Consider the following 14,387-nt stretch of genomic DNA (forward strand, 5'->3'; position numbering starts at 1 on the left):
CCCCCGATGAGCAGCCCCCCTGTCCCCCGGCCCCTCTCCGTCGCCGAGCTCGATCTCGACGCCCCCGACGGGCCCGTCCTCGGCTTCCGGCCCGCGCCCGGCGGTCCGGCCGTCGTGCCCGGTGACGTCTACGCGCTGGTACGGCTCCGGGGCCGGCCCGCCGCCACCGTCGTCGGTACCGTCGCCGACGGCGAGGACCCCGCCGAGGTGCTCGCCGCCCTCGCCCGGCGGCGGCTCGCGCAGGAAGGGAAGCCCCGGACCGACGCCGAACGACTCGCCGCGGCCCGGGAGGACGCTGCCGAGGGCTCTTCCGAGGACGCTTCCGACGCGCTCACCCCGCCCCGTACCTCCGTTGTCGTCGCCACCCGTGAGCGGCCCGAGTCCCTCGCCCGGGCCCTCGACTCGCTCCTCGTCCAGGACCACCCGGACTTCGAGCTGATCGTCGTCGACAACGCGCCCCGCACCACCGACACCCACGAGCTCGTCACCCGCAAGTACGCCCAGCATGCCGAGTACGCCGACCGCGTCCGGTACGTCCGCGAGGACACTCCCGGTCTCGCCACCGCCCACAACACCGGACTGGCCGCCGCCGAGGGCGCCGTCGTCGCCTTCACCGACGACGACGTGATCGCCGACCCGCACTGGCTGACCGCCCTCACCGCGCCCTTCGCCGGCGACCCCGGTCTCGGCTGCGTCACCGGCCTCATCCTGCCCGCCCGGCTGAGCACCCCCGCCCAGGTCCTCCTCGAATCGCACGGCGGCTTCGCCAAGGGCTTCGCGCCCCGGCTGTACGACCCGGCCCGGCCGCCCGCCGACGAACCGCTCTTCCCCTTCACCGCCGGCAGCTTCGGCTCCGGCGCCAACATGGCCTTCCGCGCCGACGCCCTCCGCCGGGCCGGCGGCTTCGACCCGGCGACCGGCACCGGGACCGCGGCCAGGGGCGGCGACGACCTGTACGCCTTCGTCGCCGTCCTCTCCGCCGGCTTCCGCCTCCGCTACACCTCCGAGGCCCTCGTCTGGCACCACCACCGCGACACCTGGCAGGACCTGCGGAACCAGGCGTACGGCTACGGCGCCGGGCTCACCGCGTACCTCACCGCCACCCTGGTACGCAGCCCCCGCCTGCTGCCCGCCCTGCTCGCCCGGCTGCCGCGCGGCCTCGCCCACGCCCGGGCCATGACCGCCCAGCGCGGGGAGATCCCCGAGGGGGGCGTTCCCGGCGAGCACGGCACCCAGCACCACCCCTGGCCCGCCTCCCTCTCCCGACTGGAGCGACGCGGCATGCTCTACGGCCCGATCGGCTACGCGAAGGCCCGGCTGCGGAAGGCGGACACCCGATGAGCGGCGCCCCCCTGCGCACCCGCATACCCGTCCTCCTCTACCACGCCGTGATGGAGGACCCGCCGGACTGGATCGCCGAATTCACCGTCCCGCCCAAGGAGTTCGCCGCCCAGCTCGACGCGATCGTGGCCAGCGGCCGTACCGCGGTCACCGTCGGCGCCCTCGCCGCGCACTTCGCCACCGGCGCCCCGCTGCCGCCCCGCCCCGTCGTCCTCACCTTCGACGACGGCTTCGCCGACCTGGTCGGGCCGACCGCCGAGGCGCTCGCCGCCCGCGACCTGCCGTCCACCGCGTACCTCACCACCGGGGCCATCACCCGCGGCCGGCCGTGTCTGCTGCCGCCCGCGCCGATGATGACCCTCGCCCAGGCGCCGCTCCTGGAGCAGTACGGGATGGAGGTCGGCGCGCACACCGCCACCCACCCGCAGCTCGACACCCTCGCGCCGGCCGCGCTCCGCCGGGAACTGCGGGAGTCCAAGGCGGTGCTGGAGGACGTCCTCGGGCACGAGGTCCGACATCTCGCCTACCCGCACGGCTACAACAGCCCGGCCGTACGGCGGGCCGCCGCGGCCGCCGGCTACACCTCGGCCGTCGCCGTCCGGCACGCGCTCAGCTCCGGGACCGACGAGATCTACCGCATCGCCCGGCTCATCCTGCGCCGCGGCCACACCGTCGCCGACATCGAGCAGTGGATGGAGGGGCGCGGGGCGAAGGCCGCGCCATACCCCGACTCGCTGCCCACGGTCGGCTGGCGGATGTACCGCAGAGCCCGCGCCCTGCTCAGGGGGCCCGAGTTCGCCGGCTGAGGTCCGGCCCGTCCGAAGATCGACAACTCCGGCAATCCGCCCGGCAGTTGAAAGCCCGAACATAACCGAAGTACGTTCCTGTACTTCGGCGAAAGGGATAGTTCGTGGGGGGAGAGGCCGTGCAGCGTCAGGGGCCCGCACCGGTGACCGGGAGCGGTGTGCCACCGCAGCCCTCAGCCACGGACCAGGAGCCGGGGGACCGGGGGGCGGAGGAGCGGGAGACCGGGGTCCGAGAGGCGGGGGAGCGGGAGACCGGCGGTGCCACCGCCGTCCGGGGCCGTCTCGCCACCGCCCTCCGTTCCCCCGACGCCCTCAACCTCGTCCCCCTCCTCGTCGCGGGCGCCCTCTGGCTCTCGGCGCTGCCCGGCATCGACTTCCGGAGCATGGACGAGTTCGGTCTCCTCGACCGCTTCCCGCTCACCTTCTACGCCGCCCTCGCCGTCCTCACCTGCGGTTTCGTCATCACCCTGCGCCGAGCAGGCACCGCGCCCCTCTGGCCGGCCACGTACTGCGCGGCGATGCTCGTCGCCCTCAAGGCGCCCCCCGCGATCCTCTACGACACCGTCCGCTACGCCTGGGCGTCCAAGCACGACGCGATCATCAGCAGGCTGCTCGACCAGGGCACCGTCCACCCCGGGACCGAGCTCTCCGGCGGCATGTCCGCCTACGACCAGTGGCCCGGCTTCTTCTCGCTGGACGCCGCCCTCGTCCGGGCCTTCGGCGTGGACGCCGCCGCCTCGTTCATCAACTGGGCGCCCGTCGCGCTCGGTCTGCTCACCGTCCCCGTCCTGATCCTCGTCTACCGCACGTTCAGCGACGACTGGCGCCTGGTGTGGACCGGTGTGTGGATCTTCCAGCTGGCGAACTGGGTGGGCCAGGACTACCTCTCGCCGCAGGGCTTCTCGTACCTGCTCTACCTCACCGTCTTCGCCGTCGTCGTCCGGCACTTCGTGCTGCCCGGCTCGGCGGGAAGACTCCGCGACCGCGCCACGCTCGACCCGGCCGCCGCGGCCGTACCGCCGCCCACGACCACCCGGCAGCGGGCCGTCGCCGTCCTCTTCCTCGTCCCGATCATCGCCACCATCAACGCCTCGCACCAGCTCACCCCCGTGATGCTGTGCGCGAGCCTGTTCGCGCTCTGCCTCACCCGCCGCTACCGCAACCTCGGGCTCCTCGCCGTCACCGGCCTGATCATGCTGGTCTGGAACCTGACCATGGGCCGGGAGCTGTTCCTCGACACCCTCGGCACCCTGCGCGAGAAGGCCGGCGACCTGCTCGGCAACTCGCGCCCCGGCTTCGCGGGCGACCCCACCGGGCCGGGCCCGGAACTCGTCGGCAGCGCCAACATCCTGATGGTGCTCGCCCTCGGCGGGCTCGCCGCCGCCGCCGTGCTCCTCCGCCGCAGGCTGGTCCGCAGCGCGCTGCCGCTGCTGCTCACCGCCGCGGCGCCCCTCCCGATGTTCGCCGTGAACGACTACGGCGGCGAGATGATCTTCCGGGTCTATCTGTTCGGTCTTCCCGGCGCCGCCTTCTTCGCCGCCGCCGCGCTCGTCCCCGCCGCCGGGGCCGCGAGCCGCGCCGCCGCGGTCGCCCGCCGCACGGCCGCCGTCGCCCTGCCCCTCACCCTCGTCGCCATGCTCGCCGGCTTCCTGCCCTCGTACTACGGCAAGGAGGGCATGCACTACGCGCCGCCCGGCGAGACCGCGCTCACCCGCCGCGCCTTCGACCGGGCGCCCGACGGGGCGTTGATCCTCGCCGCGACCGGCGCGTTCGCCGACTCGTACTACCGCTACGACCACTACGAGCGCTGGTTCTTCACCGAGCAGGAGGTCGACGAGAACCTCCGCATGCTGAAGGACCCGGCAGGCTACCTCGCCGGCGGCATCCCCACGGGCCGCCCGGCCTATGTGATCCTCACCCCCACCCAGGGCGAGGCCGTCATCGGCGAGGGCTACCTCCCGGAGGGCGGCTTCGACCGCGTCGGCGAGGCGCTCAAGGCGTCGCCGCTGTTCGCGGTCGTGGAGGAGAGCCGGTACGGACTCGTCCTGCGCTACCGGCCCACCACCACCGGCTGAACACGACCGGCTGGGCACGACCGCCCACCACCGGCCGCACACCCCTCCGACGGCACGCCCGTCGGCCCACCCGTACGAGGAGCAGGTACGCCATGGCCCACCCACGCCTGACCCCACGCGTCCAGCGCAGAGCCGCCCTCGCGGCCTCCGGATGGGTCGCCCTCGCGGCGACCGCGCTCCCCGGCGGCTCCCCGGCGCGCTGGATCCCGGTCCTCGCCTTCGTCGTCCTCGCGCCCGGCCTCGCCCTGCTGCTCCCGCAGCCCCTCGGACTGCGCCCCGGCGCCCGACTCGAAGCACTGGCGCTGGCCGCACCGGTCAGCCTGTCCGTGGCCACCCTCGTCGCGACCACCCTCTTCCTGACGGAGGCCTTCTCGCTCACCCTCTTCCTCGTCGTCCTCGCCCTCTTCGTGAGCGTCGTCGCCGTCCTCCCCGGAGTTCCGCTGCCCGCCGCCACCCGCGGGGCCGTCGAGCGCGACGGCGCCCGGCCCTCCCGGACCCGCACGCTCCGGCTCCGCCCGCCGCGATTCCGCGCACGAGGGGCCGGTGGGGGCGGATGACCGGGCGGCACGCCCAGGGCGGGCCCTGGGCCCGGCTCGCGATCGCGCTCGCCGCCGTCGGCGCCCTGACCGCCGGGATAGGGGTCTGGTCGACCCTCGCCGAGGGCGACGACCGCTGCACCCCCGACGCCACCCTCGTCGCCCCGTGCGGGGCCTGGTGGGGCGCGTACATCCCGCACGACGAGGACAGCTCGCTCACCCGGCCCGTGTACGCCTTCGAGAAGAAGATCGGCCGCAAGCTCGACCTCGTCTACACGTACCACGACATGTCGGGGAGCAAGGCGGACGGCGAACTGCTCACCCCCGACGAGCGTGAACTCGGCCGTGAGCGACTCCTCATGCTGGCCTGGGAGTCCACCGTGTGGACCGAGAAGCACCACGCCAACTGGACCGAGCGGCAGCTCGGCTGGAAGAACATCGCCTCCGGGAAGTACGACACCTCCGTCATCGACCCGCAGGCCCGCCGGATCAAGGAGTACGGCAAGCGGGTCTTCTTCTCCTTCGACCAGGAGGCGGACTTCCGCATCCCCGAGGGCGCCGGGACCCCCGAGGAGTACGTCGCCGCCTACCGTCACCTCCACGACCGCTTCGAGAAGCTGGGCGTCACCAACGTGGTGTGGGTGTGGACCGTCTCGGGCTACCTCGGCAACGCCGAGCGGATGCAGGCGCTCTACCCGGGAGACGACTACGTCGACTGGATCGGCATGGACCAGTACAACTACTACCTCTGCCACAAGTCGCCGGACTGGCTCGACTTCGACCGGAGCCAGCGCCCCAGCTACGACTGGCTCCGGAAGAACATCTCCGACGACAAGCCGATCATGCTCTCCGAGTTCTCCACCGCCCCCGACCCGAAGAAGCCCGCGCGGCAGCGCGACTGGTACACCGCCATCCCGAAGGTGGCGCCGACCCTGCCGGACGCGCGCGCGTACGTCCACTGGAACCGGGCCGTTCCCGGGCCCGGCTGCGACCTGACCATCAACTCGGGCCCGGGCCTCGAGGGATACCGGACCGCGGGCCAGGACCCGTACTTCCGCCAGGACGTGCCGAACCGCTGACCCGGGTGCGAGAGGTCAGTGGCGCCCCGACGTCAGGCCCCGGAAGGCGCACACCGCCATCGTGCCGCCCGCCAGGCCCAGGAAGAGCGGCAGCGGGGCCGTGGCGAAGGCCTGCTGCCCCGCCCAGCCCGCCCAGACGAGGACCCACACCACACCGGCCGTGACCCGCGCGCCCACCCCGACCACCCGCAGCAGCACGGCCGTCAGGAGCAGGCTCAGCGCCTGGAGGGCGATGGGCGCGACGGCCCGTTCGACCCCGTCGCCCAGGAGCGTCGCCCCGGGACCCGCCGCGTCGGCCGGCCGCAGACCCAGCAGGGGCGGCGCGGTGTGCAGGGCCAGGAAGGTGGCGAGCAGGACCGCCGCGGCGAACACGGGCCGGAAGAACCGGAGCCCGACGGCGGCGCCCTGGAGGGCGACCAGGAGCAGCCCCGCGAGGAGGGTGACCGGGGGCAGTGCGGCGAGCAGCCCGGTGCCGGACAGCGCGGCCACGTCCAGTGCGCCGGAGCGGGCGAGCGGGAACCAGAACAGCCCGGCGGCCAGGCCGAGCAGCAGCCACAGCCAGGGCCCCCACCGGTCGGGGGCGTCCGGCGCCGCCGTCCGGGACACCTGCGGCGGCAGCGGGCGCGCGAGCGGGCCCGAGGGCTCGTCGTCACGCTGCCGGGGTACGTACACGGGGATGCCGAACGCGGGCGTCACCGACTCGTGCGCCCCGCGCAGATAGGCGCTCTCCCGCGCCCAGTTGGTGCCGTACCCGTCCTCCTCGCGCTCCTTCACCCGGGCCGCCGCCCGGGGGCGCTCGGCCGGTGCCCGGCCCTTGAGGGTGGCCCGCAGGCCCGGCACACAGGCCACCGCCATCACGGTCATCCCGCCGAGGACGGCGATCCCGGCCCCGCTGATCCCGTACGGGCCGAGCAGCACGGCCGCGCTGCCGAGCACGAGGACGCACATCGCGCCCTGGACGGCGGCGAGCATGCCCGTGCGGCCCTGGACCCGCAGCACGCCGATGTAGAGCTCCACGGCGACCCGGGGGAGCGCGGCGGCGGCGAGGAGCCGCAGCACGGTGGAGCCGTTGTCCTGGTAGCCCTGGCCGAAGGGGGCGAGGATCAGCGGCGCGAAGACGACGAGGACGAGCACGACGGGGACGAGCAGCAGCACCATGCGGCGCAGCGCGCCCCGCACCCCCTCGGCGAGGGACTCGGGGCTGTGCGAGGCGTGCGCGGTGAGCGAGGAGGCCATGTTGATGGCCATGAACTCCATGGTGCCGCCGACGGTGTACGCCGTGTAGAAGAAGGCGTTGTGGGCGGCGTCGAAGCGGACGGCGACCATCACCGGCAGCAGGCTGATCATGACGAGGCTGAAGAACGCGCCGACGGAGTCACCGGCGATGAACCTGCCGATCTCCCGCATCTTCGGCGGCTCGCGGTCCCGGTCGGCTCGGGCCTGCTGGGGGATGAGCCGACGGAAGACGAGCCAGCCCAGCGGCAGGACGGAGAGCACGATCGCCGCCGACCAGGAGACGAAGACGCCGAGGACCGGCACGGCGGTCGCCAGGAGCACCAGCAGGACGAGCTTGCCCAGCGAGAAGACGGCGTTGCCGACGGGGACCCAGATCGCCCGTCTCAGGCCGGTGAGGACCCCGTCCTGGAGGGTGAGCAGGGCCCAGCCGACCGCGGACGCGGTGAAGAAGATCCCGGCGGAGACGGTGCCGAGCGGGGCGTACGACGGCCCCCACAGGTCGAGGGTGAGCAGGAAGACGCCGCAGGCCACGGTGACGACGACCGTGCTGACCAGGTACAGGCGCACGACCAGCGGGCCGGTGGCCCGGCCGGCCCGGGGCACGTACCGGACGACGGCGCCGGACAGGGTGGTCGCCGTGATCGAGGCGAGCATCCGCTGCGCGGCGATGGCGGCGGAGCCCTGGCCGACGGCCTCCTCCGAGTAGTAGCGGGCGGCGATCAGCCAGAAGCCGAGCCCGAGGGCCGCCGAGACGCCGGTGGAGAGCATCAGGGCGTAGGCGTTGCGGAACATGGAGTTGTCACCGGAGCCGGAGCTTTTGCCGTTCTTCGCCTCGGCTGACGCGGGCTGCTCGCGACTCGCGTCACCGGCCTGACCGGCCGTGTCGGGCGTACCGCCCATGCCGGCCGTGGCGGCCGCGTCGTCCCGGTCGGGCCCCCGCAGCCGTACCGTCTCCGTCACCGCGACCTGCCGGGGACCATCGACGGCCGCGCCGGGCGGATCCCGGCGCCGCGCAGCACGGCGAGGGCCTCGGCCGCGCGGCGCGGGTCCACCGGCAGGGCGTGCCGGGCGAACCAGGCGGCCGGTTCCGGCGCGGGGGAGGGGTCGGTGAAGGCCTCGCCCGCGTAGCTGTCGAGCGGCGGGTCGTAGAGGTAGCCGGTGGTGATCCGGCGCCGGGCGAGTGCGGCGACGGCCGCGTCCCGGTCCTCGACGAGCAGCGGCACCCGGTAGAGCGGCTGCGGCGCGCCGGCCGGGGACTCCTCCGGCACACCGCCCGGGAACACCTCCGCCGTGCCGTACTCGGCGGCCAGGAGCAGGGCGGTGCCCTCCCGGTGGGCGTCGAGGACCTCGTCGAGCCGGGCGAACCTGCGGGTGGTGCGGCGGAGCCGCCCGGCGCCGGGCCGCAGCCGGTAGTCGTGCATGTCGACCCGGACCCAGGAGTGGAAGGGTTCGAGCGCGGGCGCCGCCGTGAGGGCCCGGGCCAGCTCCTCGGCGCGCAGCGGCATCCGGATCTCCTCCCGCTCTTCGAGGCCGAGCCGCCGGACGGCGGCCCGCGCGGCCCCGACCAGGCGCAGTCCGCGCAGGGTGGCCTCGGCGTACGGCCGGAGCAGGTAGGCGAGTTCGGCGGTGGGACGGGCCGGGTGCAGCAACGCGTCGCGGGCGGCGGCGAGTTCCCCGCGCAGCGCCGGGTCGGCGAGGGCGAGGAAGCCGCCGGTCTTGGCGCCGGTGTGCTTCGAGAGGCTGAAGACGGACGCCTCGCCGTACGTGCCGACCGGGCGCCCGCCGACGCTGGAGCCGATCGCGTGGGCCGCGTCCTCGATCAGCGGGATGCCGAGCCGGTCGCAGTGGCCCCGCAGCTCGGGAGCCGGGTCGGGGTTCCCGTACAGATTGGTGGTGAGGACGGCGGAGAGGTCCCCCCAGACGGACTCGGGCACGGCGGCCGGGTCGATCGAGCCGTCCCGGGGATCGAGCGGCGCCTGTACGGGGCGGAGCCCGGCGGCGAGGACGACGAAGAAGATGACGTCGTCGTTGACCGGCGACATGAGGACCTTGCCGCCGGGTTCGCACCAGTGGCGCAGTGCCAGATAGAGACCGAGGCGGCACGACGGCACATAGAGGCACTCCCTGCCCCCGAGCCTGCCGCGCATGCGGTCTTCCAGTTCCGCGTACGCAGAAACCATGTGATTCCCCCCTGAACCCCCGGGCTCAATGTGGCCCATTCCGGACGCCGCGTCAACAAGGCCTCGCGGCCGTGCGGTTGGCCGTACGGGCTACCGCGGGAGAGGGCTCGGGACGTGGCGCGCGGAAGGGCCCGTCACGGGTCGAAAGACCGTGAACGGGCCCTTTCCGCAGCCATCTTGGCGGCTCGGGGAAGCCGGTGGAGGTCATTCCTCCAGAGTGAGCCCCCGGCGCAGCCTGGCGAGGGTGCGGGCGAGCAGCCGGGACACGTGCATCTGCGAGATGCCGAGCTCCGTGCCGATCTCCGACTGGGTCATGCCGGAGACGAAGCGGAGGGAGAGGATGTGCCGGTCGCGGGCGGGCAGCGAGGCGATCATCGGCTTCAGGGAGGCGATGTACTCGATCCCGGTGAGGCCGTGGTCCTCGTAGCCCAGCCGGTCGGCGAGCGTGGCCTCGCCGCCGGTGCCGGTCTCCTCGTCGGGCTGCGCGTCGAGCGAGCTCGCGGTGTACGCGTTGCTCGCGGCCATGCCCTCGACGACCTCCTCCGGCGAGATGCCGAGTTCCTCGGCGAGTTCGGCGACGGTCGGGGCGCGGTCGAGGCGCTGGGCGAGCGCGTCGCCCGCCTTGGCGAGGTCGAGCCGCAGCTCCTGGAGTCTGCGGGGCACGTGCACGGACCACGAGGTGTCGCGGAAGAAGCGCTTGATCTCGCCGATGATCGTGGGCATCGCGAAGGTGGGGAACTCCACGCCGCGGGTGAGCTCGAAGCGGTCGATCGCCTTGATGAGGCCGATGGTGCCGACCTGGACGATGTCCTCCATCGGCTCGCTCCGGGTGCTGAAGCGGGCGGCGGCGAACCTGACCAGGGCCAGGTTGAGTTCGACGAGTGTGTTGCGGACGTACGCGTGGTCGTGGGTGCCCTCTTCGAGCTCGGCGAGCCGGGCGAAGAGCTGCTTCGACAGGGCGCGTGCGTCGACCGGTCCCATGTGGTCGAGCGGCCGGTCGAGGGGGAGCGCGAGCGCTCGGTCGTGAGGGAGCTCGTGGAGGAGCTCGGCAGACAGGTCGAGCGGGTGGTCCAGGGGGACTGCTGCCGACGGCGCGTCGGGGGTACGCGGGGCGTCGAGCCGGGGTGACATGGGTCTCCTTCGTGGTTCCTTCTGCTGCGGTTTGCGGCGCCTCCAAGCCGGTCGTGTCGGGTGTTCTCTACTAGCCCTACCTGCTCGACGCCGAAGGTCGCAAGTATCGATAGTCCACTTTGCCCCGTTATGTAGTGGACCTCGTGTGCATCGGAGCGTGCGCCGCTTGTAGGGTTCGAGGCACGTCAGTCGGCATCCGTGCGAGCGAGAAGAGGGATGGCCATGGACCGCGAGAACATCGGCAGCGCACCGCCCGCGCGGCTGCGGGTCGAGGTCCGGACCGTGGACGACAGTGAGGTCCTCGCTCCGGTGGGTGAGCTCGATCACTACACCGCCGAACTGCTGCGTTCCCCCCTGGACCAGGCGCTGGACGCGGGCCGTTCGCGGCTCGTCGTCGACTGCGCGGGCCTGGAGTTCTGCGACTCGACCGGGCTCAACGTGCTCCTCGGCGCCCGGCTGAGGGCGGACGCCGCCGGTGGTGGCGTCCATCTCGTGGGGATGCGGCCCGCGGTGGCCCGGGTGTTCCACATCACGGGCGCGGACGCCGTCTTCACCGTGCACGAGACACTCGCCACAGCCCTGCCCGGCTGAGCCGGCCCCTGCCGGGCCCGCCCCCACGACCGGTCCCGCCCGCACCGCCCGTACGTCCTGCCCTCTGCTCCGTCGATCGGTGAGGTGAAGCGCTGATGGACCAAACTCCCGATGTCCGCACGCTCGCCCTGGGCGAGACCAGCGGCACCGTGCCGCTCGCCCGTGACTTCACGCGGTCCGCGCTCCACGAGTGGGGCTGGCTGCCGGCCGCCACCGCCGACCGCAGGGCCGCCGCCGAGGACGTCCTGCTCGTCGTCTCCGAGCTCGTCACCAACGCCTGTCTGCACGCCGAGGGCCCCGAGCGCCTCCGTGTCCTGCGGCGGTCCAAGGTCCTGCGTCTCGAAGTCACCGACCGGGGCGCCGGAACCCCCGCGCCCCGCACGCCGCACCGGTCCGGGCGCCCGGGCGGCCACGGCATGTTCATCGTGCAGCGGCTCTGCCTCGACTGGGGCATCGAGCGCGTCCCCGGCGCCCCCGGCAAGACGGTCTGGGCCGAACTCTCCGCGCCCGCCTAGGACTTTCACAGTCCCTCTTCCTTCCTTCTTCTTCCCTCCGCAAGGCCCCGGGCGTACCTTGACGCCCAATCTGAAAGACCGTCAGTTCCATTGCGGTGAGGGGTGCTCGGGGTGTCCAAGGAGCCGAACCGGAGGAGAACGACCGCCGCGCTCACGGCAGCGGTCGCGGTGGCGGGCGCGGCCGTGCTCGCCGGTGCGCCGACCGCCCAGGCGGCCGTCGTCGACGTCAACTACGCCTGCGAGACGAAGATCGGGCCCAAGAGCGCCGTCTCGCCCGTCGACATCAAGGCCGTCAAGAACGGCAGCGCGTACACGATCACCATGTCGTTCGAGAAGGGCGTCTCCGACAGCCCGGTCGAACTGCCCAAGGGCGTCATGACCCCGCGCGCCGACCTCGTCCTCGGCGGCGACGACTCCGGCACCGTCAAGGTCAAGGGAACGCCGAACACCGCCGCCATCCCGCCCGACACCCCGATCAGGATCGGCACGCTCACGGGCACGTACACCCCGAAGAAGAACGGCAAGGTCACCTTCACGGCCGGGACGCTCACCGTGCATGCGCTCGGCATGGACGCGGCCGTCTGCACCACCAAGAACAGCCCCGGGCCCTCCCTCGAACTGGAGGTGACGGGGCTCTCCGGCGGCTCCGACACCCCACCGCCCGCCGACGAGGGCGAGGAGGAGGAGGGCACCGGCGCCGAACTGCCCAGGACAGGACCGCTCGACTCCGCCGTGGCCCTCGGCACCCTCGGCGGCACCGTCCTCCTCACCGGCGCGGCCGGAGTCCTCTGGCTCACGCGGCGCACGGCTCGCTGATGCGGACGGCGGCACGCACCGGGCTCGTGGCCGTCGCGACCGCCCTCGCCGGCGCGGTCGCGGCGGTCGCGGCGGCCGTGGCGGTGCCTACGGCCGCGCAAGCGACGAGCTCGGGCGGCTCCCGGGCCGCGGCTTCCTCCGGACTCCAGGCGGCAGCTTCCTCCCTCGTCCGGGTCGCTGCCTCCCCCGCCGTCCAGGAGCCCGCGGCTCCCCCCGGCGCCCCGGCCACCTGGACGGCGGCGCCCGCCGCCGGGCGGCCGTACGCCTATCTGGAGGGCCCCGCCGGCAGCGTCCTCCAGGACACCCTGTCGCTGACCAACCCGGGCGCCCGGCCGCTCACCGTACGGCTCGGCGGGCAGGGCGCACCGGTGTCCTTCGCCGCCCGGACCGTGACCGTGCCCGCCAGGACCCGGGCGGACGTGCCCTTCGCCGTGACCGTCACCGCGGACACCCCGCCCGGCGAACACCGGGGGGCGGTACGGGCCACCGCCGCCGGCCGGGAGGTACGCGTCGACCTGCGGCTGCGGGTCAGCGGCCCCCGGCTCGCCGCACTCACCGTCGAGGACGTCCACGTCGACACCGCGACCGGCGCCCTCCGCTACACCCTGGTCAACCGGGGCACCACCGTCCTCGCCCCGCACCTCGCGGTGCGCGCCGAAGGCGTCCTCGGCACCGTCCTCGACCGGCCGGGCCGGCCCCTGCCGCTCACCCTGAGACCCGGTCAGCGGGCCACCCGTACCGAAGCCTGGCCCGACCCGCCCGCCCTCGACTCCGTCACCGTCCGGCTGACCGCCACCGCCGAGGGCGCGGCCCCGGCCACCGCCCGCGCCGAGGCCTCCTTCGCCTCGGGCCCGGCGCTCGTCGCGGCGGCCGGACTGCTGCTCGCGGCGGCGGGCTGCGGCGGATACGCGGTACGGCGGCGCGGCAGGTCCCGTACCCAGCGAGCCCCGGCGGGAGTGCACACATGAGGTGGATACGTACAGCGGACGCGCTCGTGGCCGTGTTCGTGGCCGTGCTCGCCCTCGGGCTCCTCCCGGCCGCCCCCGCCGTCGCGGCCCCCGGCCCCGCCGTCGAGCTCTCCCGGGCGGAGGGCGGCAAGGGCGGCGAGGTCACCGTCAGCGGCAGCGGCTGGAAACCCGGCGCCCTGCTCATGCTGCTGGTCTGCGGCCAGGCGGCACCCGACAAGGGCGTCATCGGCGGCACCAACTCCTGCGCCAACACCGAGGGCCGGGCCGCCACCGTCGACGCCCGGGGCGGCTTCAGTGCGAAGCTCCCGATCGCCGAACCGCCCAAGCCCTGCCCCTGCGTGGTGCACGTCGCCGGGGTGACCGGCCAACAGGACGCCGTGGACCGGGAGTTCACCGTCGCCGGGCATCCCGTCGCGCCGCTCCCCGAGGCTTCGGGCGACGGGCGGCTCGCCGTCCTCGCCGCCGTACGCCTCGACGGCTCCAGCGGCCTCCTCACCTGGTTCGGGGCGCCGCCGAGCCGCGAGGTCGTCTTCACCGTCGGCAACCTCGGCTCCGCCCCCGTGAAGGACCCGGTCTTCCAGGTCGGCTCCAGCCACGGCGTGTTCGCGCCGCAGTACGAGGAACGGCAGTGGCGCGGCACGATCGCCCCCGGCAAGAAGGCCCTCGTCCGGCTCCCCGTCGAACTGACGGCGGGCGCGCACGGCGACTACCAGGTCTCCGTGCGGTACGCGGGCAAGGTCCTGGTCGAGCAGCCGTGGGGGGTCGGCAGGCCCTGGGGCGTGACGCTCTTCTGGCTGCTGCTCGCCGTGGTCGTCCCGGCGGCGCTGTTCCGGATCGGGATGGCCGTGGTGGACCGGGTCCGCCCGGCGACGAGCCCCGCCCGGCCCGGCCCCCGCCCCCGGAGCCGGCCCCGCTCCCGGCCCCGGACCGAACCCCGGACCGGGCCCCTGGCCCGGCTCCGTACACGTGCCTCCGGCCCCGCGCGCGACTCCGCGCTCCAGGGCCCGGAGGACGACGAACCGACCGCGGTCCTGCCGTGGTTCAGTCCTGACTCCGCACCGTCAGCCCCAGAGAGTAGTCCGACGACGAAGGGACATGCGTGAGTACGCAACG

At 74.1% G+C, this 14,387-nt stretch carries 13 protein-coding genes; 10 read left to right on the forward strand and 3 right to left on the reverse strand.

What is annotated here, in order from left to right:
- Window positions 1–6 precede the first annotated feature (6 nt).
- The 5 genes from N5875_RS23610 to N5875_RS23630 all read left to right on the forward strand — a co-directional run bounded on the left by N5875_RS23610 (window position 7) and on the right by N5875_RS23630 (window position 5,837).
- Window positions 7–1,341, forward strand: coding sequence for a glycosyltransferase family 2 protein (locus N5875_RS23610; RefSeq protein WP_338495746.1), 1,335 nt, complete (start codon window positions 7–9; stop codon window positions 1,339–1,341).
- Complete coding sequence (locus tag N5875_RS23615) at window positions 1,338–2,147, forward strand: polysaccharide deacetylase family protein (RefSeq protein WP_338495748.1); 810 nt, start codon at window positions 1,338–1,340, stop codon at window positions 2,145–2,147. Before N5875_RS23610 ends, N5875_RS23615 begins: the two co-directional genes overlap by 4 nt.
- A 119-nt stretch (window positions 2,148–2,266) precedes the next feature.
- On the forward strand, window positions 2,267–4,222 hold the full coding sequence (locus N5875_RS23620) for a hypothetical protein (RefSeq protein ID WP_338495750.1): 1,956 nt from the start codon (window positions 2,267–2,269) through the stop codon (window positions 4,220–4,222).
- 92 nt (window positions 4,223–4,314) lie between these two features.
- Window positions 4,315–4,779 carry a hypothetical protein gene (locus N5875_RS23625; protein WP_318210142.1) on the forward strand — a complete coding sequence of 155 codons (465 nt, stop codon included), beginning with the start codon at window positions 4,315–4,317 and terminating at the stop codon, window positions 4,777–4,779.
- Complete coding sequence (locus N5875_RS23630; RefSeq protein ID WP_318210141.1) at window positions 4,776–5,837, forward strand: glycosyl hydrolase; 1,062 nt, start codon at window positions 4,776–4,778, stop codon at window positions 5,835–5,837. Before N5875_RS23625 ends, N5875_RS23630 begins: the two co-directional genes overlap by 4 nt.
- A 15-nt stretch (window positions 5,838–5,852) precedes the next feature.
- Here N5875_RS23630 and N5875_RS23635 read toward each other — a convergent pair whose 3' ends face one another.
- The 3 genes from N5875_RS23635 to N5875_RS23645 form a co-directional block, all read right to left on the reverse strand.
- A complete protein-coding gene (locus N5875_RS23635; RefSeq protein WP_338499245.1) occupies window positions 5,853–7,973 on the reverse strand; it encodes a lipopolysaccharide biosynthesis protein in 2,121 nt (706 codons plus the stop codon).
- A gap of 56 nt (window positions 7,974–8,029) precedes the next feature.
- Window positions 8,030–9,253, reverse strand: a complete 1,224-nt coding sequence (locus tag N5875_RS23640; protein ID WP_338495753.1) for a DegT/DnrJ/EryC1/StrS family aminotransferase — start codon at window positions 9,251–9,253, stop codon at window positions 8,030–8,032.
- Between the two features lie 204 nt (window positions 9,254–9,457).
- Entirely contained in the window at window positions 9,458–10,384 is a 927-nt protein-coding gene (locus N5875_RS23645; protein WP_338495755.1) for an RNA polymerase sigma factor SigF, read from the reverse strand.
- Window positions 10,385–10,606: 222 nt separating this feature from the next.
- Here N5875_RS23645 and N5875_RS23650 point away from each other — a divergent pair, with 222 nt between their 5' ends.
- The 5 genes from N5875_RS23650 to N5875_RS23670 all read left to right on the forward strand — a co-directional run bounded on the left by N5875_RS23650 (window position 10,607) and on the right by N5875_RS23670 (window position 14,377).
- Complete coding sequence (locus N5875_RS23650) at window positions 10,607–10,975, forward strand: STAS domain-containing protein (RefSeq protein WP_318210137.1); 369 nt, start codon at window positions 10,607–10,609, stop codon at window positions 10,973–10,975.
- Window positions 10,976–11,070: 95 nt separating this feature from the next.
- Window positions 11,071–11,490: an ATP-binding protein gene (locus tag N5875_RS23655; protein WP_338495757.1), complete on the forward strand. Its 420-nt coding sequence runs from the start codon at window positions 11,071–11,073 to the stop codon at window positions 11,488–11,490.
- A gap of 111 nt (window positions 11,491–11,601) precedes the next feature.
- Window positions 11,602–12,306 (forward strand): peptidase, encoded by a 705-nt coding sequence (locus N5875_RS23660; RefSeq protein ID WP_338495759.1) that lies wholly within the window; start codon window positions 11,602–11,604, stop codon window positions 12,304–12,306.
- On the forward strand, window positions 12,306–13,274 hold the full coding sequence (locus tag N5875_RS23665) for a hypothetical protein (protein ID WP_338495761.1): 969 nt from the start codon (window positions 12,306–12,308) through the stop codon (window positions 13,272–13,274). The genes N5875_RS23660 and N5875_RS23665 overlap by 1 nt, the downstream gene beginning before the upstream one ends.
- Window positions 13,271–14,377, forward strand: a complete 1,107-nt coding sequence (locus N5875_RS23670) for a hypothetical protein (protein ID WP_338495762.1) — start codon at window positions 13,271–13,273, stop codon at window positions 14,375–14,377. The genes N5875_RS23665 and N5875_RS23670 overlap by 4 nt, the downstream gene beginning before the upstream one ends.
- Window positions 14,378–14,387: the final 10 nt, after the last annotated feature.

Source organism: Streptomyces sp. SJL17-4, assembly GCF_036826855.1.
Classification (GTDB): domain Bacteria; phylum Actinomycetota; class Actinomycetes; order Streptomycetales; family Streptomycetaceae; genus Streptomyces.

What these genes read in the sequence shown, in the direction of transcription:
- N5875_RS23610 (WP_338495746.1), top strand. Translation starts at nt 7, where the DNA reads ATGAGCAGCCCCCCTGTCCCCCGGCCCCTCTCCGTCGCCGAGCTCGAT.
- N5875_RS23615 (WP_338495748.1), top strand. Translation starts at nt 1,338, where the DNA reads ATGAGCGGCGCCCCCCTGCGCACCCGCATACCCGTCCTCCTCTACCAC.
- N5875_RS23625 (WP_318210142.1), top strand. Translation starts at nt 4,315, where the DNA reads ATGGCCCACCCACGCCTGACCCCACGCGTCCAGCGCAGAGCCGCCCTC.
- N5875_RS23630 (WP_318210141.1), top strand. Translation starts at nt 4,776, where the DNA reads ATGACCGGGCGGCACGCCCAGGGCGGGCCCTGGGCCCGGCTCGCGATC.
- N5875_RS23635 (WP_338499245.1), bottom strand. Translation starts at nt 7,973, where the DNA reads ATGGGCGGTACGCCCGACACGGCCGGTCAGGCCGGTGACGCGAGTCGC.
- N5875_RS23640 (WP_338495753.1), bottom strand. Translation starts at nt 9,253, where the DNA reads ATGGTTTCTGCGTACGCGGAACTGGAAGACCGCATGCGCGGCAGGCTC.
- N5875_RS23645 (WP_338495755.1), bottom strand. Translation starts at nt 10,384, where the DNA reads ATGTCACCCCGGCTCGACGCCCCGCGTACCCCCGACGCGCCGTCGGCA.
- N5875_RS23650 (WP_318210137.1), top strand. Translation starts at nt 10,607, where the DNA reads ATGGACCGCGAGAACATCGGCAGCGCACCGCCCGCGCGGCTGCGGGTC.
- N5875_RS23655 (WP_338495757.1), top strand. Translation starts at nt 11,071, where the DNA reads ATGGACCAAACTCCCGATGTCCGCACGCTCGCCCTGGGCGAGACCAGC.
- N5875_RS23665 (WP_338495761.1), top strand. Translation starts at nt 12,306, where the DNA reads ATGCGGACGGCGGCACGCACCGGGCTCGTGGCCGTCGCGACCGCCCTC.
- N5875_RS23670 (WP_338495762.1), top strand. Translation starts at nt 13,271, where the DNA reads ATGAGGTGGATACGTACAGCGGACGCGCTCGTGGCCGTGTTCGTGGCC.